Raw genomic sequence first — 18060 nt, forward strand, 5'->3', positions numbered from 1 at the left:
CTTAGAAACCACCTCCCGGTCCGCCGGGGCCACCGCCGCCAGGCATACCACCGCCGCCAGGACCTCCGCTGGGCATTCCGCCGCCACCAGGCATACCGCCACCGGGCATCCCGCCCATTTCAATCATGACTGTACTGTCTGTTGAAGTGGTCGGATCGATGTAGACGACATCCCCCTCAGAAAGACCATTCTGAATCTCTACATAATTTTCGCTGATTAAGCCGGTCTCTACCTCTACCGACCGGAAGCCCGCCGGAACGTTGCCTTCCGCTTCGGTCACGCTGTCATCCTTTACATAGACCACATTGCCGCGCTGCAATGCTTGAGCCGGGATTGCCAGTACATTTTCTGCTTCGTCAATGATGATTTCTCCATTGACGTTCATGCCGGGAAGCAAATCCCCCACCTCGTCCATCTGGACGGTCACGGGATATTGGGTAACGCCATTGCTTGATGTGCTTTCCAAGCTGACATTTGTCACTTTTCCTGTGAATGTTTCTCCTTCAAATGCATCCACCGTGACTTGCACCTTTTGGCCAACTTCTACATCTAATACGTCGAGTTCATCCACATACATGTCAAATGTAAGAGCAGACATATCGTAAATCACGGCCATGCTTGCGTTGCTGTCGTTTCCACTCTTCAATGTATCTCCAGCCTTTGTGTTTTTCACGATCACTTGGCCAGAAATCGGCGCTGTTATTTCATAGTCCTCCAAGCTGTCTTGCGCATTCTCCAAATTGGTCTGGGCATCCTCTACACTCTGCTCCGCTGACTCCAACGAATCCTTGACAGTCTGCAACGCGTCGTCTGCCGACTCCTGGGTATAAGTGAACAAAGCCGCCCCTTCGTGAACATAGCTCCCTTCCTCGACGTTCATCGAAGCAATGTCTCCACCATACTCGGCTGTGATCGTCTCTTCCAGCTTTGCTGTGAAGGTTCCGTCGCCGCTGCATGTCACACCATTAACCGTCGCGGCCGCTGTGCTGGAGGTTGAAATTCCTCCGGGATTTCCGACCTCAATGGTCACCATGCGGACCACACTGCCACCGTTGAGTGTTTGTTCCATAGAGCTAACGGCTGTTACTGTACCGTTGACGGTTTCATAGGTCTCCAAAATCTGTACCTGTGCTACATCGCCCACTTTGATTTTACTGGCATCAGCGCTTAAAAACGGCACTTTGAGTACCATCGTTCGGTCGTTATATAAATCGACCAACTTATCGCCGCTCTTAACAGTGTCTCCTACCTCCACATAGACCGTTTGAACATAGCCCTCTTCTGGGGAGACATAGTCGAGAGATTGATAATCCTCCGCGGCCTTGTTGTAATTCTTTTGCGCCTCTGCATACTTCTTTTCGGCACGTTCCAAACTGGTTTGAGCCGATTCAATTTTTTCATCCACATCGCCAGTGTCAATGCAATAAAGCACATCTCCCTTTTCAACCTGGTCACCCTTTTCGAAATCTGCGCGAATCACCTCTCCTGAGACAAGGGAAGTGATGGTATATGTATCCAGGGCGGCCAGTGTACCCGAAGAAGAAATAGACGACTGAATCGTCTGCCGTTCAACTGTGGCGGTGCGGGTCGCCTCCTCCATATTCGGCCCTTCGGGTTTCCGGAATACACGGAATCCAGCAAAAGCAAGAGTAGCAACCAGAACCAATGCAATCAACACCTTAATAGGCTTTTTCCATTTGGGCCGTTTTCCATCTGGCTGGTTCTTCCTGCGGAAAAAGGAACGTTTGGGCCTAAGATTTTCCAATTCCGCCGTATCAAACTTCACATCATCCGTATCAGTCATCGAGCAGATACCCCTTCAATACAAAATTATAGTTATCGGGATCGGTTGTGCTGGTTTGGTCGTCATACACCACCGTTATTTCATCCCCAACATGGACCTTTCCCAATGTAGAAAACGCATACTGCATCTCTTCACTCTCAATGGTATACTTAGTTCCCTCCACATAGACAGCTACCGGCGTCATCGAGCTGGAATTGTCGTAGACGATTCCTGTCACCTCGCCGCTTGCGCGATCATCCTGATAGACCCATACGGTACGGGTCTTGCTGCTGTAATAAACGATATCGTCTTCTTCCACGCTGTTGTAGTCAAGGTTATAACCTACTTCGCCATCGATGATATAGGTTGCGTTTTGCTCGCTGAAGGGCAAAATCTTTTCGATATCCTTGCTAGCGGTTACACGAATAGGGCCGTTAATGTTGTTGTCCGACAGCTTCAAATAATTGATTTCCCCATCGCTGTCCAGTTCACAGTCAAAAATTTGTCCATACATTGTTCCAGATTTTGTATTCGCTTTGAGGGTATTGTAAAGCAACGCCTCACAGTTGGACATGGTCAAATTGGATTCCATGGTCACCAACGCCAAGCCTTCGTCCAATTCTTTTGCATAGTACATGGAGGTGCGTCCCTGGGTCTGATCGCCAGTAAAGTCCTCATTGGTATAACCCAACAAAGCCAACACACCATAAACCGCTTCGCGCAACTTCACCGGTTGGTCAGGTTTAAAGGTTCCGTCAAGATAACCAGTCATCCATCCCTGTTGCGCCGCAATATTGATTGCAGCAGCGTAGGTGGAGTCTGTAGGCACATCGCTAAATCTACGGTAATTGACAGTTGTTCCCGTTTTTCCCTTAAAAGAAGAAGTATTTAGTAACAACTGTGCAAACTGTGCCCGCGTCACCTCAGCGTTGGAGGCCACCAACACCGAATCGGTGATTCCTAAGTTGGATAGCACCTTATCCGAAGTATCCACAGACGCGGCGATTCCCTGCGCTGGAATGGAGAGTGTCAACATACCCATAGCCAAAAGCATGGACATGGTTCGTTTCCATGTATGATTCATCTTAATCACCTCATCAAATTTTTCACAGATTATCTTCCGGCGAGCAAAAGGGTCCCTGCGATTCCCGCCGCCCAGACTGCTACCCCCAAAAGAGCTGCCAAAATTGCCCATCGGTGCGTCTCCCAAAAAAGGGGAAGACGCGCGATCCACTCCCTGCGCTGCAGAAATCCATTCATGGATCATACACCCCTTTCTCTGATGCGGCATAGAAGCCCTGTAACTTCCCGCCGTTTGTACGGTTCTCATTATAGGGAAAAAAGCTGAAATTAACCTGAAAAAAATCCCACTTCACACAAGTTTAAGGGGGCCTTCACATGTTCGTCACAGGCGACGGAAAATGTGTTACAATTGAAAAAGGGCTTCTTAAGGACTTTATCCTTTTTGGAGAACGATGTTCGTTTACAAAATCAGGGAATCGTCACATTTTCAGCAAATACCGTTCACACCTCTTTTGTACTCTTATTGTGGAAAATTGGGCTTTGGCCGACTTTTGATATTTTAGGAGGGGAAAAATCCTATGAAAATACTATTGATTGAGGATGAAAAGGCTTTGAGCGACGCGCTTTGTCAGATATTCAGCAAAAAACGTTGGGAAACCTTCGCTGCTTACAATGGGGAAACCGGTTTAGATGAAGCATTGACCGGTATCTATGACATCATCCTGTTGGACATAATGCTTCCCAAGCTGGATGGACTCACTGTTTTGCAGCGTCTTCGCGCCGCTTCTATCTCCACCCCAGTGTTGCTGCTTTCTGCCAAGGGAGAGATCAGCGATAAGGTCGCGGGGTTGGACTGTGGTGCGGATGATTATCTGGCAAAACCGTTTGCAACCGAAGAGTTGTTGGCGCGTATTCGCGCCATGACCCGCCGGCGCGGAGAACTGATCTTTGACGATACCTTACAGGTGGGCGATCTCACCCTAAATCTGGCCAACTATACCCTCTCCCGTGGCGATCAACGGGTTCAACTGGCCAACAAGGAGTTTGAGATCATGAAACAATTTTTTTTACATCCGGATACCATTCTCAACAAAGAGGAACTCTTAACCAGACTCTGGGGATTTGAAAATGGAGCTGCTGGAAACAACGTCGAAGTTTATATTTCTTTTCTCCGGAAGAAGTTGACTTATCTGTGTTCCCGTATGCGCATCGCGTGCATTCGAAATGTGGGATACCGCTTGGAGGAGCCGCTATGTTTCGAAAACTAAAATGGAAATTGGTTCGTTTCAATATGGCTCTTTTGAGCCTGGTATTCGCTGCCATCTTTGCCGTAACCGCTGTCCTGATGATCGTGGCCAGCGACCGGCAAACACAGATGTCCCTAAATGCCGCCCTTCATTTTCCCGAAGGGCAGCATCAACCGCCACCAGTCATGGGGATTATCCGCGTGATGTTCGATGAAAAACAACAAATTGTCTCTTTCAGCGCGCCGCCAGACATCTCCGGAGAGTGGGTACAGCAGATTTCCGAGTTGGCACAGAAACAACAGCAACAGCAGGGAAATTTCTCGCTCGACTCATACCACTTTGCATATGCGTTCGACGAAACCCATGCGCACTTGGTCCTATTAGATCAAACCGGCCCGCGGGCTATGCAGCGAAATGTTCTGTTCATTTTATTTGGAGTCTGTCTTTTAAGCCTTCTTCTGTTGTTTGGATTGAGTACGCTCTTTGCATCGCGGACGGTACGTCCTGTCCAAGAGGCATTTGAGCGGCAAAAGAATTTCGTTGCAGACGCCTCGCATGAGTTAAAGACACCACTCGCAATTATAAACGCCAATCTATCTGTTCTAGAGGAAAACGGCGCTGAATCCGTCGACAGCCAAAAGCAATGGATTTCCGCTATGCGCGTTCAGATTACCCGTATGAGCGGTCTTATCAGCGATATGCTGACACTCGCCAAATTGGATCACGATCAAGATGCCAGCCCCACGCGAACAGTGGACTTTAGCCGCCTAGTGACTGGTTGTCTGCTCTCTTTCGAAGCGGTCGCCTATGAAAAAGGGGTTGCCATTCATTCCCAAGTTTCCGAACACCTCCTTGTGAGAGGAAGTCCGGAAAAGTTTTCCCGGCTGGTAGACATTCTTCTCGACAACGCCGTTAAGCATGCCCCACCGGGAGGCACGGTGAACATTGGGCTTTTCCGCGAAAAGAACCGCGTGATTCTTCGTGTCCAAAATTCTGGGGAAGAGATTTCTGCAGAAGCGCTTCCCCATGTATTCGATCGTTTCTACCGTGCAGACAGCGCCCGTTCGCGTGAAACCGGCGGTTATGGTCTGGGCCTTGCAATCGCAAAATCGATTGTCGAAGGTTCCCACGGAAAGATTTCCGTAGAAAGCGCCAACGGCCATACCATCTTTTCCGTCGATTTTTCAATGGATACGGAAGCTCATGCGAATCTATAGGATCATTCTTTCAATCAACGATCTTATCAGCTGAAAACATTGAGGCCCCAGGAACCGGCTGGTGAAACTGTCCTTCATGCATACAATGCCATATGGATCTCAAGCACGCACTTTGCCATCCAATAAAGTCATTATGAAACGTGATTTTTCAGTTTGATCTATCCACGGGCCTGATTTACTTCGATATCTATAGATAAAAACCTGAGCTGTTTACAATTCCATGTGATATGTGTGATGCAATTCGCGTTATTGGACGCCATCCAACTATCCTCTTTTAAATACTCAGCACAATCGACAGGCTACGGCTCTATTGCGTCCAAAAGGATCTCCATTTTCTATTCCCTATTAAAACTCCTTTTAACCCTCTAGTACTATCAGAGCTTTTCAGGCTAAAAAAACAAAGGGGGTATCCCAAAAGCCATGAAATGACTTGAAGGATGCCCGCGTTTTTTAGAAACGCAGATATTTTTGCAAACAGAAAGAGGATGCCCCTTTCCTATGAATCCAAAGATTCGTAGTTTGGGGACACCCTCTTATCGAAAGCGAGTTACCTCTATACTTTTTAAAATCGACTTCTCTGTTATATCTATTCTTCCGACCACGCCACACCAATCACATCCAGGCCTATATGAATCGCCAACACCGGGCCTATGGTGGCATGTGAGATGGTCACCTGTGGAAACCGCGCGCGGATACGTTCTCTCAGCGCGGGTGCCATGTAAGCGCTACCCAAGGACTCGATGATGACCTCTTTGGCTTTCTCCGGTACACGATCGGCCAACGCCTGCATCTGTGCATTACGGCCACGCGCTGTTCCTCCCGAAATCAGGGCGCCTCCGTCCTTTTCCAAGCACAGAATCGGTCGGATATTGAGAATAGAGCCTACAGACTGGCGTACAATACTCAGCCTCCCACTTTTGCGCAAAGCATCCATGTCCTCTACAGAAAAGGCTATGCCGGTCTTTCCACGTTGCTCTTTGATCTGCGCCACAATATCCTCCAAAGGATATCCTTGACGAATCAAAGCAGCCGCGCGCTTGAGCAGCAGCGCCAAGCCCCCCGCCGTTGTCCGGGAATCCACCACACGCACTTTTTCAGCGTCTACCGCCTTTGCAGCAATACAGGCACTGCTGTAAGCGCCACTCAGTCGTGAGGAAATCACCAGGCAGAGCACCTCGCCCCCCTGATGAACAATGGCCTGAAAGATTCCGACAAAATCCGCTACAGAAGCCTGTGCTGTTGCACAGATCTCCTGATGCGCAGCAATTTGGGGAACAAAATCGCCATTTTCATCCGCATAACTCTCTGCATAGGACTTCCCAGCAAGAATATAATGCATCGGCACTAAGCGAATTTTCAGCTTTTCCGCCTCCGCCTTTGTCAAATAAGCCGTGCTGTCCGTCACCAGTGTAATCATCCGTTTCCCGCCCCCAGTCTGCGGAAGCGGTTATAACGGTTGTCGAGCAATTGTTGAATGGGAAGCGTTGCATTATGAGAAAGCTTCTCATACAGCTCGGCCTTTAAGCTCTGATATACTTCTTCAAATTGGTTCTGCTCCTCCGGAATGACTTTTTCAATAATGCCAAATTCCAGCAGGTCTTGCGCCGTCATGCGCAGGCATGCAGCCGCCTCCCGCACCTTAGAACTGTCCTTCCAAAGGATACTCGCACAGCCTTCAGGCGAAATCACCGAATAGACGGCATTTTCCAGCATCCACACCTCATCGGCCACCGCAAGGCCCAACGCTCCGCCACTGCCGCCTTCGCCAATGAATATGGAAAGTATCGGCGTCTTAAGAGTCATCATCTCGTAGAGATTTTCCGCTATGGCCTGCGCCTGTCCACGTTCCTCCGCTGCAATGCCGCAGAAAGCTCCGGCTGTATCGACAAAACAGACCACAGGACGATGAAACTTCTCTGCCAGCTTCATCTGGCGAAGTGCTTTCCGATACCCCTCCGGGTGAGCGGAACCAAAATTTCGGAACAATTTTTCCTTTGTATCATGGCCGCGCTCCAGCGCAATGACCGTAACGGGCAAGCCGTTCAGGCGGGCAATTCCCGCCACAATCGCCTTGTCGTCTCCAAAGCGGCGATCGCCATGCATCTCGATAAAATCCTCAAAAATATGATTGATGAAATCCGTTCCAGTCGGCCGCCCTTTGGCACGGGCCGCCTGTACACGCTCAAATGCTTCCATTGGACGCTCCTCCTTCCGGGGTTACGCCGTGCAATGCCAACAACTTTGTCAACACTTCTTTCTGCGCGCTTCGCTGGACCACTTGGTCTACGAACCCCTTCTCAAACAGAAACTCCGCACGCTGGAATCCTGCGGGCAACTTTTGCCGCATCGTCTGCTTGATGACACGCGGCCCCGCAAAGCCGATCAATGCATTTGGCTCTGCCAATGTGATATCGGCTTCCATTGCAAAGCTTGCCGTCACCCCACCGGTCGTCGGATCGGTCAACACAACCACATAAAGGTTACCAGCATCGCTGTGGCGTTTTACCGCACCGCTGGTCTTTGCCATCTGCATGAGGGAAAGGGTTCCCTCCTGCATGCGTGCACCGCCAGAAACCGTAAAACCGATTACCGGGAGAGAATGTGCTGTGGCATATTCAAACAGGCGGGTAATTTTCTCACCCACAACAGTCCCCATACTTCCCATCATAAAATACGGCTCCATCACAAAGAGGCAACACTTCATCCCACCGATGCGCGCCGTACCGCAAACAACGCCTTCCTTTTCTGCACTGTCCAGATACGCATGTTTCAGCTTACGATCATAATTTGGAAAGCCAATCAGATTGCGGGAACGCATTCCTGCATCGTGCTCTTCAAATGAATCCTCATCGGCAATCAGGCTGATTCGCTGCCGCGCATTTACGCGAAAATGATGGCCACACTTGGGGCAAACATGCAGATGATCGTTTAATTCGCTGGTAAAGAGCATCGCCTTACACTCCGGACAGGAGATGCATAATTCGCTGGGAATATCCGGAGCGGGGGACTTGGTGTATTTGTCGTACGATTCCAGGTCGTTCTTTGGTTTCTTAAACAGATTTTTCGAAAGCATCCATTATCCCCTCTTTTCCCGCAATTCCATGAAGTTTGTATAGTAATCTCCGGACTTGAACGACGGAGAACTCAAAATATCCATGTGAAGCTCTGCGTTGTGATCCACGCCTTCGACCACCAATTCGCACAGGGCCGCCTGCATTTTGCGGATAGCCTCTTCACGCGTTGGCGCATGGACAATCAGCTTGCCGATCAGCGAATCATAGAACGGCGGCACCAGATAATCCTGGTACAATGCCGTATCAAACCGAACCCAAGGACCACCCGGAATATGCAACAAAGAGATTTTTCCGCAACTTGGCCGGAAATTCAGTTCTGGATTTTCCGCATTGATGCGGCACTCAATCGCATGGCCGGAAATCTGGATATCTTCCTGGGTAAAGCCCAAAGACATTCCTGCGGCGACACGAATCTGCCACTTCACCAAATCGATACCGGTGACCATCTCTGTGACCGGATGCTCCACCTGAAGGCGCGTGTTCATCTCCATGAAATAGAAATTTTTCTCAGGGTCCAGTAGGAATTCCACCGTTCCCACACCTGTATACCCAACCGCCTTTGCAGCCTTGGTTGCCGCATCCGCCATTCTCTGGCGAAGTTCCGGGGTAACCGCCGGAGAGGGGCTTTCCTCGATCAACTTCTGATTTTTGCGCTGGATGGAACACTCTCGCTCGCCCAATGTGACCACGTTTCCTTGGCGGTCACAGAGCAGCTGCATTTCGATATGTTTGGCCGGAGCAACAAATTTTTCCAGGTAGACCCCGCCGTCTCCAAAGGCCAACTGTGCTTCCTGCGATGCAGAACGAAACGCCGTTTCAAAATCCTCCGAACGATCTACGCGGCGAATCCCCCGTCCGCCACCGCCTGCGCGCGCTTTGACCAAAAGCGGATACCCAATCCGGTCCGCTTCCTTGTGCGCCTGTTCCAGATCCTCTACCATCTCACAGCCCGGTACCACCGGCACCCCCGCTGCAATCATGGTCTTACGCGCGGCATCCTTGTCGCCCATCTCAGAAATAACTTTTGAGGTCGGTCCGATAAAGACAATATGGCATTCCTCGCACAAAGCGGCAAACTTCGCATTTTCAGAGAGCAGGCCATATCCCGGATGGATGGCGCCAGCGCCCGTCGCCTCCGCAGCGGAGAGAATCGCCGTCATGTTCAGGTAGCTGTCCTGCACCGGCGCGGGGCCAATGCAGATACTCTCATCCGCCAAACTCACATGCAGTGCGTCGCGATCCGCCTCCGAAAAGACAGCTACGGTGGAAATCCCCATCTCTTTGCAGGCACGGATGATACGCACCGCGATTTCCCCGCGGTTGGCGATCAATATTTTCGAAAACAAGGCCTACACCTCTTTATCCTCAGATTCACAAGCTCAAACAATGGCAAAGGAGAGCTCTCCTTTGACCACTACCTTGCCGTTGACACGCCCTTCGCCCTTTGCAAAGCAGAACGGTCCACGCCGCCCGGTCGCACTGCAGTGGAACACTATGGTATCGCCGGGTTTTACTTGCCCCTTAAAGCGCACCTTATCCAGGCCGCCGTAGAGCGGGGTATGCCCCTTGACATCCTCTACCAACAAAACACAGCAGGTCTGCGCCATCATCTCGCATTGAATGACCCCTGGAACCACTGGGTTTCCTGGAAAGTGCCCTTGCAAAAACCATTCATCGCCGCGCACCGTATACTTACCCTCTGCTAGGTTGTCCTCGATTTTGGTTGCCTCATCCAGCAAGAGCATCGGCTCGCGATGCGGCAGAACCTCTTTCAACTCTTCTTTTGTCATCGGTTCCTCTCCCCCAGCATTTAAAAAATCTTAAAGAGCACCTGGCCATACTCTACCAACTGCCCATTCTCAACACAAACATCTACAATTTCGCCATCCGTATCCGCAGTGATCTCATTGAGAAGCTTCATTGCCTCAATAACACAGAGCACATCGCCCTTTTTCACCTTGCTGCCGACACGGACGTAGGGGTCCGCCTCCGGGGAAGGAGCCTGATAAAACATGCCGACCATCGGCGACTTGACCTCTTTGAGATTGTTGAAGTCCACCGGCGTCCCATCCTGCGCGGTTGCCGGAGCTGTTGGAGCCGGGGCGGGCGCCGCAGGGGCGGCGGCAGGCACCACTGCCTGAACCACGGGAGCCGTCGCGCAAGCAGTTTCCAAACGAAGGCTGGTTCCGTCCTCTTGTAGTTCCAGGACACCCAGTCCATTTTCCTTCATAATCTGTGCCAGCTCCCGAATTTCTTCGATCTTCATGACACTACCTCCTTAACCTTTGTACTTCTTGAGGACCAAACATGCGTTGTGTCCGCCGAAGCCAAGGTTGGTGGACAGTGCATAATCCAGATCCACCTTGCGCGCTGTATTGGGCGTATAGTCGAGGTCGCAGTCCGGGTCCGGCTCTTGATAATGGATGGTCGGCGGAACAATGCTATTCTGTAACGCCAAAGCACACACAATCGCCTCAAATGCGCCCGTTGCCCCCAACATGTGACCGGTCATCGACTTTGTAGAGCTGATGACCGCCTCATACGCTTTTTGTCCCAAAGCCTTTTTAAAGGCCAGCGTCTCCGTCTTATCGTTCAGCGGCGTGCTGGTTCCATGCGCGTTGATATACAGGGAGGCATCCTCTGGCATCTGTGCCTCTGCAATCGCCAACCGGATTGCATTGGCCGGACCATCCGCCTCGGGGTCTGGAGCTGTCACATGGTGCGCGTCATTTGTGTTTCCATAACCGACCAATTCGGCGTAAATCTTCGCACCGCGTGCAATTGCATGCTCATATTCTTCCAAAACCATGACCGCGCTGCCCTCGCCCATGACAAAGCCGCTGCGGCGCTTATCAAACGGGGTGCATGCAGTCTCCGGATCGTTGCTTGTACACAACGCCATGCAATTTGCAAAGCCGGCGGTTGCCATTTCATTGATGGTCGCTTCCGTACCACCTGCAAGGATTGCATCCGCGTAACCGTGCTTGATCGCGCGGAATGCTTCGCCAACCGCATGTGCCGAAGTCGCGCATGCCGTTACAACGCACATGGACGGACCCTTCGCATTGTACCGGATTGCGACATTGCCGGAGGCGATATTGGTAATCATCTTTGTGATGAAAAACGGCGAAATCCCTTTCGGGCCCTTGTTGAGCAACTTAGTGACCTCTTCTACAAAGGTGTCCATACCGCCCACACCGGTCCCGATATAAACCCCCAGGCGCTCCGGTTTCACCTTCCCCTCGATGCCACTGTCCTGCATTGCTTGTGCAGAAGCGGCAATGGCATACTGGGTGAATCGATCCAATTTGCGCACCTGTGCCTTTTCAATATATTGAAGCGGATCAAACCCCTTGACCTCTGCTGCAATATTCACTTTGCTGTTGGAGGTATCAAATTTTGTAATCTTCGCAATGCCGTTTTTGCCTGCAATCAGGTTTTCCCAAGAGGTCGGAATGTCATTGCCAAGCGGTGTAAGCGCGCCAATTCCGGTAATCACAACTCTTTTTTCCATCGTTACAATCCCCCAAACGTTTACATACCGAGGCCGCCGTCGACGCGGATGACCTCACCAGTGATATAGGAAGCGCCATCCCCTGCCAGGAAAACCGCCAAATTTGCAATATCTTCCGGTTTTCCCATATGCTTGAGCGGGATGACTGCATTTGCCCCCTCTTTGACCTTATCGCTGAGCTGCGCTGTCATGTCGGTTTCAATAAATCCCGGCGCTATGGCATTACAAGTCACATTGCGGGATGCGAGTTCTTTTGCAACCGTCTTAGTCAATCCGACCAAACCGGCTTTTGCGGACGCATAGTTTGCCTGTCCCGCATTCCCCATGAGACCGGAAACGGAGGAAATATTGATGATTCTTCCGCTGCGGCGCTTCATAAAATGGGAATAGCAGTGTTTAATCATATGGAATGCGCCCTTCAGATTGGTGCCGATCACCGCATCAAAGTCTGCTTCCTTCATAGAAAGCAACAGACCATCGCGCGTAATACCGGCATTGTTCACCAAAATATGGATTTGTCCGAAGTCCGCCAGAATCTGTGCCACAGTCTCCTTTGTTGCATCAAAGTCCGCCACATCACAGCGATATGCCTTGGCCGTTACGCCGTGCTCCGCAGCGAGTGCGCACGTTTCCTGGGCGGCTTCCTCATTGCCCGCATAAACGATCGCTACATTTGCGCCGTTTTCCGCCATCTTCAGGGCAATCGCGCGGCCGATTCCACGGGAACCTCCCGTGATCACGGCTGTCTGGTTGGTCAGCAAAAGAATTCCTCCTTTAGTCTCGTGATTTCAGTGTTATTTTAGTGCTTCCACGGTAGCTTGTAAGGTTTCTGCATCCTCTACGCGATGGATGGAAACCCCCGGAAGGGTCTTTTTTACCAAGCCGGCAAGCGTCTTCCCAGGGCCGACCTCTACGAAGTCGGTGACACCTTCCTCCGCCATCTTTTTCAAAATTGCCTGCCATGGCACCGGATGGTTCACTTGCATGGCGATATTCTCTTTGATTGCTGCCGCATCCGCCGCATAGTGCTCTGCGGTGTAGTTGGCATAGAGCGGAACTGTTGGAGCGGACACCGCCACATTCTGAAGCTCCAGCTGCATCTTTTCCGCCGCCGAATCCATCATTGGGGAGTGAAATCCGCCGCTGACAGCAAGCGGTACGGCGCGGCCGCCGGCTTCCTGAACCGCTTTGCAAAGCCGTTCCAGTGCTGCCTTTTCCCCCGCCACCGACACCTGCCCAGGGCAGTTGTAATTGACCGGATACGTCCCTTTCTGTTCTGCACAAAGCGCCTCTACACGCTCATCCGGCAACTTAAGAATCGCGGCCATGCCGCCGTTGGTACGTTGGGCTGCTTCATCCATAAAAGAAGCACGCTTACAAACCAGCTGAAACCCCTCTTCCGGAGTCAGTACTCCACAGAAGGTTAGCGCCGCCACTTCTCCGAGCGAAAAACCAGCTGCCACATCCGGCACAATGCCACACGCTTTCAGTGCTTCCGCTGCTGCCAAATCGACACAGTAAACACAGGGCTGTGTGTTCTCTGTCTGGCTCAGTTCTTCTTTGGTGCCAGAAAAGCACTGTACAGATGTATGAGGACGCACAGAATCTGCCAGGTCAAATACCGCTTTCGCAGCACTGCTGGCTTCATAAAGCGATTTTCCCATTCCAGGATATTGGGCGCCTTGGCCACTGAATAAAAAGGCTATTTTACCCATTTCATCGCACCTCCAAGTACCTGTTCTCCCTGTTCAAAGAGTTCCGTGATGATCTCCTTGGCGGTCTGCTCCTTGTGGACCATCGCCGCAACTTGACCTGCCAAGAACGAACCGTGTTGCGCATCCCCCTCACGTGCCGCCTTACGCAGAGCGCCTACGCCAAACTGCTCAAGCTCCTCGTCTGAAATATTGGAATCATATTCCATGTGGGCCAACTCCCGGGTAAACGGCGTCTTTAAAGCGCGCACCGGGTGCCCCAAACGGCGGCCGGTACTGATCGTATCAATATCCTTTGCTTTGAGAATCTTCTCCTTATAAACAGGACTAATCGTGCATTCCTTCGCCACCAAGAAACGGGTACCTACCTGCACCCCTACAGCGCCCAACATGAAAGCTGCTGCCAGTTGACGGCCATCTGCAATACCGCCCGCCGCAATCACAGGGATCTTTACCGCATCGCATACCTGAGGGACAAGCGCCATCGTAGTCAATTCTCCGATATGGCCGCCACTTTCGCCACCCTCTGCAATCACTGCGGCCGCTCCACGCTTTTCCACCAGTTTGGCCACGCCCACAGAAGCTACCACCGGTACCACCTTGATACCCGCTTCCAACCATGCGGGCATATATTTACCGGGATTCCCTGCTCCCGTGGTGAGCACCGGAACCTTCTCCTCCACGACCACACGTGCGACCTCTTCTACAAAGGGGCTCATCAGCATCACGTTCACGCCGAAAGGTTTGTCCGTCAATTCGCGGCATTTGCGGATCTCGGTACGGAGCTGCTCACCATTGGAATTCATGCCAGCGATGATGCCTAAGCCACCCGCATTGGATACCGCGGAAGCCAAGGATGCATCAGCCACCCAGGCCATCCCCCCTTGCAAGATCGGGTATTCAATGCCCAACAAATCACAAATCGGTGTCTTTATCATAAAAAACGACTCCTTTCCAAATATCCTTACTTATACCGTCCATACCAATGTACAGGCGCCTGTTGTCAAACCTCCGCCAAAGGTCGAAAGCACCAGTACGTCGCCTGGATGAAACTTCCCTGCACGATGCATCTCATCCATTAAGATTGCCACTCCAGCGGACGAGGTATTGCCATACCGGCTGATATTGACATGGAACTTCTCCGCAGGAATGTTCAACTTCTTTTTCGCTGTCTCAATGATGCGCAAATTGGCCTGATGTGGCAACACGTAATCCACATCCTCCTCCGTGAACCCCGCTTCTTCCAATACGATGCGCACATCGTTGCACATAGCGGCCACCGCGAATTTGTAGACTTCCTGTCCATCCATATATAGGAAGGACTCTGCGGATTCAGCCTGGGTCTTATCAAATGGAGAACTTCCCCGCACATGCGGGATGCGCAAGGCATCCGAATTTCCTGTCGTCGTAATTCGAATGGAGCGCAGTCCTTCGCCTTCTCCTAGCACCGCCGCGCCCGCAGCATCGCCAAACAACACGCAAGTTCTGCGGTCCTTCCAATCCAATAACTTGGACATCTCTTCAGCAGCGACAACCAAAACCTTTTTTACACGCTTACGGACGAAATATCCATCCGCAACATCTAACGCATAGACAAAACCCGAACATGCCGCATTAATATCGAAAGCCGGACATGTCGCCCCTAAACTTTTTTGCACGATGCAAGCCAAGGCAGGGGTTATGTAATCGCCGCGTATGGTAGAACAGAGGATCAAGTCCAGTTCTTCTGGTGTAATTCCTGCATTTTGCAGCGCAGCACGCCCCGCCTGTACAGCCAGATCGGAAATGGTTTCCGTGGTACAGACATACCGACTCTTAATCCCGGTTCGCGTGGAAATCCATTCATCAGAGGTATCCAGGAACACAGAGAGGTCATCATTTGTCTGTGAACAGACCGGATGGGCACTTCCCGTTCCTAGGATCTGAAAACTCATATGCACACCATTCTTTCTCTCTTTTAGATTGCCGTCCGCGGTGCGAAGAACCACAAGGTCCCTCAGGAGAACTCCCCAAATCGGGCACACTCCACGCAGCCGTTTTCAAACGTCCGGCAGGTGCAAAACAGCTCATTTTAAAATACTTCAATTTTTTTAATTATATTGCAAATCCATTTTTTGTCAAGCGAAAAATATTTTTCCAAATCTCCATGAACAGTTTTCATCCTTATTATACCACAATGTTTTCCTCTATATGGAATGAAAAATTGCAAAAAACACTTGAGATTTTCCAACAGGTTTGCCAGAAAGCTGGACTATTCCCTTCCCAATTGGCGTTGAAATGATAAGCTAACATATTCAATCGACATATTAAAGGATGAAAGGAGGCTTCCATAACACGGCGAGTGCTGTATACACTCCGTCCAATAAGAGCAAAAAACAGTTTGATCATAGAAACACCCTGCCGCAAACACATTTAGGAATGCGGCAGGGTGTCCTGCATTATCGAATTAGGGATGAGAATATGCCTATGTATCGGTCACAAATCCCAATTTCCAAGCATTGGAATCTGTCCGCGACACTTTTATAGAGTTTTCTTTCTCCACTTAGCCAACCGTCACCGTACAATGCATCTGCGCATTCTGTACCGGCAAGGTCGTATAGACGCCCGTACTCTGGCCCGGTGTGCCAACTGCATAAACTCTATAGTAGTAGTCATTGCCGATCTGCGTCACAAACTGTGTCTTCAGAACGCTTCCGTTGCCCACTGTGAAGCTCGGTACCAGCCCGTTTCCATTCACCACGGTCATCTTGAAGCAGTATGCTGCGCCCCTCTTCAATGTGAAGTTTACCGTCGTATCGCTGTATACGCTCGCCTGGGCTACAACTCCCTGCGCCGCTGCGACGGTCGGATTCACCACTGCTCTGCCCGCGGAACCATAGATGTTCCCGCTACTCTTCGAACCGGAAGAGCTGGTATGTTTCTTGTTTCCGCTATTCTGGTCGTTATCCGGCTTTGTGGGTTCTTCTCCCTTTGTCGCCTGGATACGCGCTTCCAACGCATTGTATGCGCTTTCAATCTCTTCGGAAGTCGCATCTTCTTTTTCCAGAACTACCTTTGCTGTCTGAAGCGCTGCCTGCAACGCTGCATAATCTGCCGCTGTATAGTCGTTCGCATTTACCTGTTCGCCCTTTGCGATCAGAGCTTCCAACGCTTCCTTATCCGGCGTCTTGCGCAGATTTGCCATCGCTATGGTCAATTCGGTCGCAATGCTGTTCACTTCTTCCTGCGTCGCGTTCGGATCGTTCAGAATCCCCTCGGCCGCATTCAGCGCGTCAGTAAAGGCCTTTTTGACTTCTTCGCTGCTCTCATAGCTGTCCAGGTCTGTAAGAATCTCATTGCCCTTTGCGATCAGCGTTTTCAGTGTGCTGGTGTCCGCCCGCATCGTCAAGCCCTGGATTGCATCACGCAAAGCCTGCTTCGCCGGCTCTACCTCCACCTCGAGAGCATCTTCGTCGTTTACCAACTCTTCTGCGTCCGCTTTTGCCTTTTCATAGACGCTCCAGCTGTTCGGCGTGAAGTCTTCCTCATTCAGTTCCGGCAGGCTATCCAACAACGCCTTCAGGCCCTCTCGGTCTCCTGCGGTAAAGGACAGGTAGAACATGGCATCCGTCATGTTCAGCCATGCTTCATTGATCTCGTCCTGCAATGCGGTTCTGTCCGCCTCTACCTTGATTGCCGCCTCATAGGCCTCGTCAAAGAGCTTCTTCGCGCTTGGCACCATCGTCGCGTACTCGTCGCCTTTCATAGCCTTTTCTGCACTCTGGATCGCGTCTCGCAACAAAAGCTTGTTGACGATCGTGCTCTTGAACTGCACCGTAGTCTCCGTATTCGGCATATTTAGCACATAGTCAATCGCTCTTGTGGATTCCAGCGCCTCAATATCGATTGCTGTCTCTTCACCGTTCACAATCACAGAGGCTGCTGCAAATTCTCTGCCGTCCACTCTCGGAGCAAAGGTCAGTTGTACTTCATCGCCTGCCATAACATTTGCCGTATAGCTGCCCAACTTATCCGCATAGGGCGGTTTCTCTCCGTCGACCCACAAAGTCACATTGTCGTCGAACTCAACCAGCAGCTTATGCTCAGATGGCTCTTCTGCGGTCAAGCCGTCAATGGCATTTTGCAGAGTCTCTGCTGCATTTCTCAGCTCGTCGTCCGTCGCCGCCTCGTTGTCAAGCGTTGCTCCTGCCGCCTCATAAGCGGACTCGAACGCATTCCAAGCCTCTTCCAGATACTCGCCCTGGCCTGCGTCGTGAATTTTGGTCGCTTCCAGATACAGTTCTTCCAGCTTTTCGCGCGGGGTCTTTTCCGGCTCTGGAACGACGGTTGCATAGGTCTTTGCTGTGAGATTCTCATTGCCATTGATGTTCGTCGCCATCACGCGCAACTGAGTTCCCTCTGCGACATCTTTTTCAACATGGACTGTTGCTTTACCCGGGTTCTCTTGGTTCGGGGTAATGGTGACACCATTTACCGGCTTGCCGAATACA

Annotated in this window: 17 protein-coding genes; 2 read left to right on the top strand and 15 right to left on the bottom strand. The window is 51.1% G+C overall.

The window, feature by feature from the left end; translation table 11 throughout:
* Window position 1: 1 nt before the first annotated feature.
* The 3 genes from B9Y59_RS11905 to B9Y59_RS15865 are packed head-to-tail and all read right to left on the bottom strand — an operon-like array spanning window position 2 to window position 3043.
* Window positions 2-1804, bottom strand: a complete 1803-nt coding sequence (locus B9Y59_RS11905; RefSeq protein WP_085533696.1) for an RND family efflux transporter — start codon at window positions 1802-1804, stop codon at window positions 2-4.
* Window positions 1797-2867 (bottom strand): S-layer homology domain-containing protein, encoded by a 1071-nt coding sequence (locus tag B9Y59_RS11910; RefSeq protein ID WP_158089021.1) that lies wholly within the window; start codon window positions 2865-2867, stop codon window positions 1797-1799. Before B9Y59_RS11910 ends, B9Y59_RS11905 begins: the two co-directional genes overlap by 8 nt.
* A gap of 29 nt (window positions 2868-2896) precedes the next feature.
* A complete protein-coding gene (locus tag B9Y59_RS15865) occupies window positions 2897-3043 on the bottom strand; it encodes a hypothetical protein (RefSeq protein ID WP_158089022.1) in 147 nt (48 codons plus the stop codon).
* A gap of 341 nt (window positions 3044-3384) precedes the next feature.
* Here B9Y59_RS15865 and B9Y59_RS11920 point away from each other — a divergent pair, with 341 nt between their 5' ends.
* Both B9Y59_RS11920 and B9Y59_RS11925 read left to right on the top strand, forming a co-directional pair.
* Complete coding sequence (locus B9Y59_RS11920) at window positions 3385-4074, top strand: response regulator transcription factor (RefSeq protein ID WP_085533700.1); 690 nt, start codon at window positions 3385-3387, stop codon at window positions 4072-4074.
* Window positions 4059-5270, top strand: a complete 1212-nt coding sequence (locus B9Y59_RS11925) for a sensor histidine kinase (RefSeq protein ID WP_085533702.1) — start codon at window positions 4059-4061, stop codon at window positions 5268-5270. Before B9Y59_RS11920 ends, B9Y59_RS11925 begins: the two co-directional genes overlap by 16 nt.
* Window positions 5271-5856: 586 nt before the next feature.
* Here B9Y59_RS11925 and B9Y59_RS11930 read toward each other — a convergent pair.
* The 12 genes from B9Y59_RS11930 to B9Y59_RS15870 all read right to left on the bottom strand — a co-directional run.
* Window positions 5857-6687 carry a DegV family protein gene (locus B9Y59_RS11930; protein ID WP_085533704.1) on the bottom strand — a complete coding sequence of 277 codons (831 nt, stop codon included), beginning with the start codon at window positions 6685-6687 and terminating at the stop codon, window positions 5857-5859.
* Window positions 6684-7466: an acetyl-CoA carboxylase carboxyltransferase subunit alpha gene (locus B9Y59_RS11935; protein WP_054323947.1), complete on the bottom strand. Its 783-nt coding sequence runs from the start codon at window positions 7464-7466 to the stop codon at window positions 6684-6686. Before B9Y59_RS11935 ends, B9Y59_RS11930 begins: the two co-directional genes overlap by 4 nt.
* Window positions 7453-8343: an acetyl-CoA carboxylase, carboxyltransferase subunit beta gene (accD, locus tag B9Y59_RS11940; RefSeq protein WP_054323946.1), complete on the bottom strand. Its 891-nt coding sequence runs from the start codon at window positions 8341-8343 to the stop codon at window positions 7453-7455. The genes B9Y59_RS11935 and accD overlap by 14 nt, the downstream gene beginning before the upstream one ends.
* A 3-nt stretch (window positions 8344-8346) precedes the next feature.
* A complete protein-coding gene (accC, locus tag B9Y59_RS11945) occupies window positions 8347-9690 on the bottom strand; it encodes an acetyl-CoA carboxylase biotin carboxylase subunit (RefSeq protein ID WP_054323945.1) in 1344 nt (447 codons plus the stop codon).
* A gap of 33 nt (window positions 9691-9723) precedes the next feature.
* Entirely contained in the window at window positions 9724-10134 is a 411-nt protein-coding gene (gene fabZ / locus B9Y59_RS11950) for a 3-hydroxyacyl-ACP dehydratase FabZ (RefSeq protein WP_054323944.1), read from the bottom strand.
* 20 nt (window positions 10135-10154) lie between these two features.
* Window positions 10155-10610, bottom strand: a complete 456-nt coding sequence (accB, locus tag B9Y59_RS11955) for an acetyl-CoA carboxylase biotin carboxyl carrier protein (protein WP_085533706.1) — start codon at window positions 10608-10610, stop codon at window positions 10155-10157.
* A 12-nt stretch (window positions 10611-10622) separates the two neighbouring features.
* Window positions 10623-11858: a beta-ketoacyl-ACP synthase II gene (gene fabF / locus B9Y59_RS11960; protein WP_054323942.1), complete on the bottom strand. Its 1236-nt coding sequence runs from the start codon at window positions 11856-11858 to the stop codon at window positions 10623-10625.
* 20 nt (window positions 11859-11878) lie between these two features.
* On the bottom strand, window positions 11879-12619 hold the full coding sequence (gene fabG, locus B9Y59_RS11965) for a 3-oxoacyl-[acyl-carrier-protein] reductase (RefSeq protein ID WP_085533708.1): 741 nt from the start codon (window positions 12617-12619) through the stop codon (window positions 11879-11881).
* Between the two features lie 33 nt (window positions 12620-12652).
* A complete protein-coding gene (gene fabD, locus B9Y59_RS11970) occupies window positions 12653-13573 on the bottom strand; it encodes an ACP S-malonyltransferase (RefSeq protein WP_085533710.1) in 921 nt (306 codons plus the stop codon).
* The gene (gene fabK / locus B9Y59_RS11975) at window positions 13561-14508 is read right to left on the bottom strand and encodes an enoyl-[acyl-carrier-protein] reductase FabK (RefSeq protein WP_085533712.1); all 948 of its coding nucleotides are present in this window, start codon (window positions 14506-14508) and stop codon (window positions 13561-13563) included. The genes fabD and fabK overlap by 13 nt, the downstream gene beginning before the upstream one ends.
* A 30-nt stretch (window positions 14509-14538) precedes the next feature.
* Window positions 14539-15504, bottom strand: coding sequence for a beta-ketoacyl-ACP synthase III (locus B9Y59_RS11980; protein ID WP_085534629.1), 966 nt, complete (start codon window positions 15502-15504; stop codon window positions 14539-14541).
* 608 nt (window positions 15505-16112) lie between these two features.
* Window positions 16113-18060, bottom strand: a 1948-nt coding sequence (locus B9Y59_RS15870; protein ID WP_198945620.1) for an FIVAR domain-containing protein, incomplete at its 5' end; no start/stop codon positions are given.

This window comes from Anaeromassilibacillus sp. Marseille-P3371 (assembly GCF_900169665.1).
In the GTDB taxonomy this organism is placed as follows: Bacteria; Bacillota; Clostridia; order Oscillospirales; family Acutalibacteraceae; genus Anaeromassilibacillus.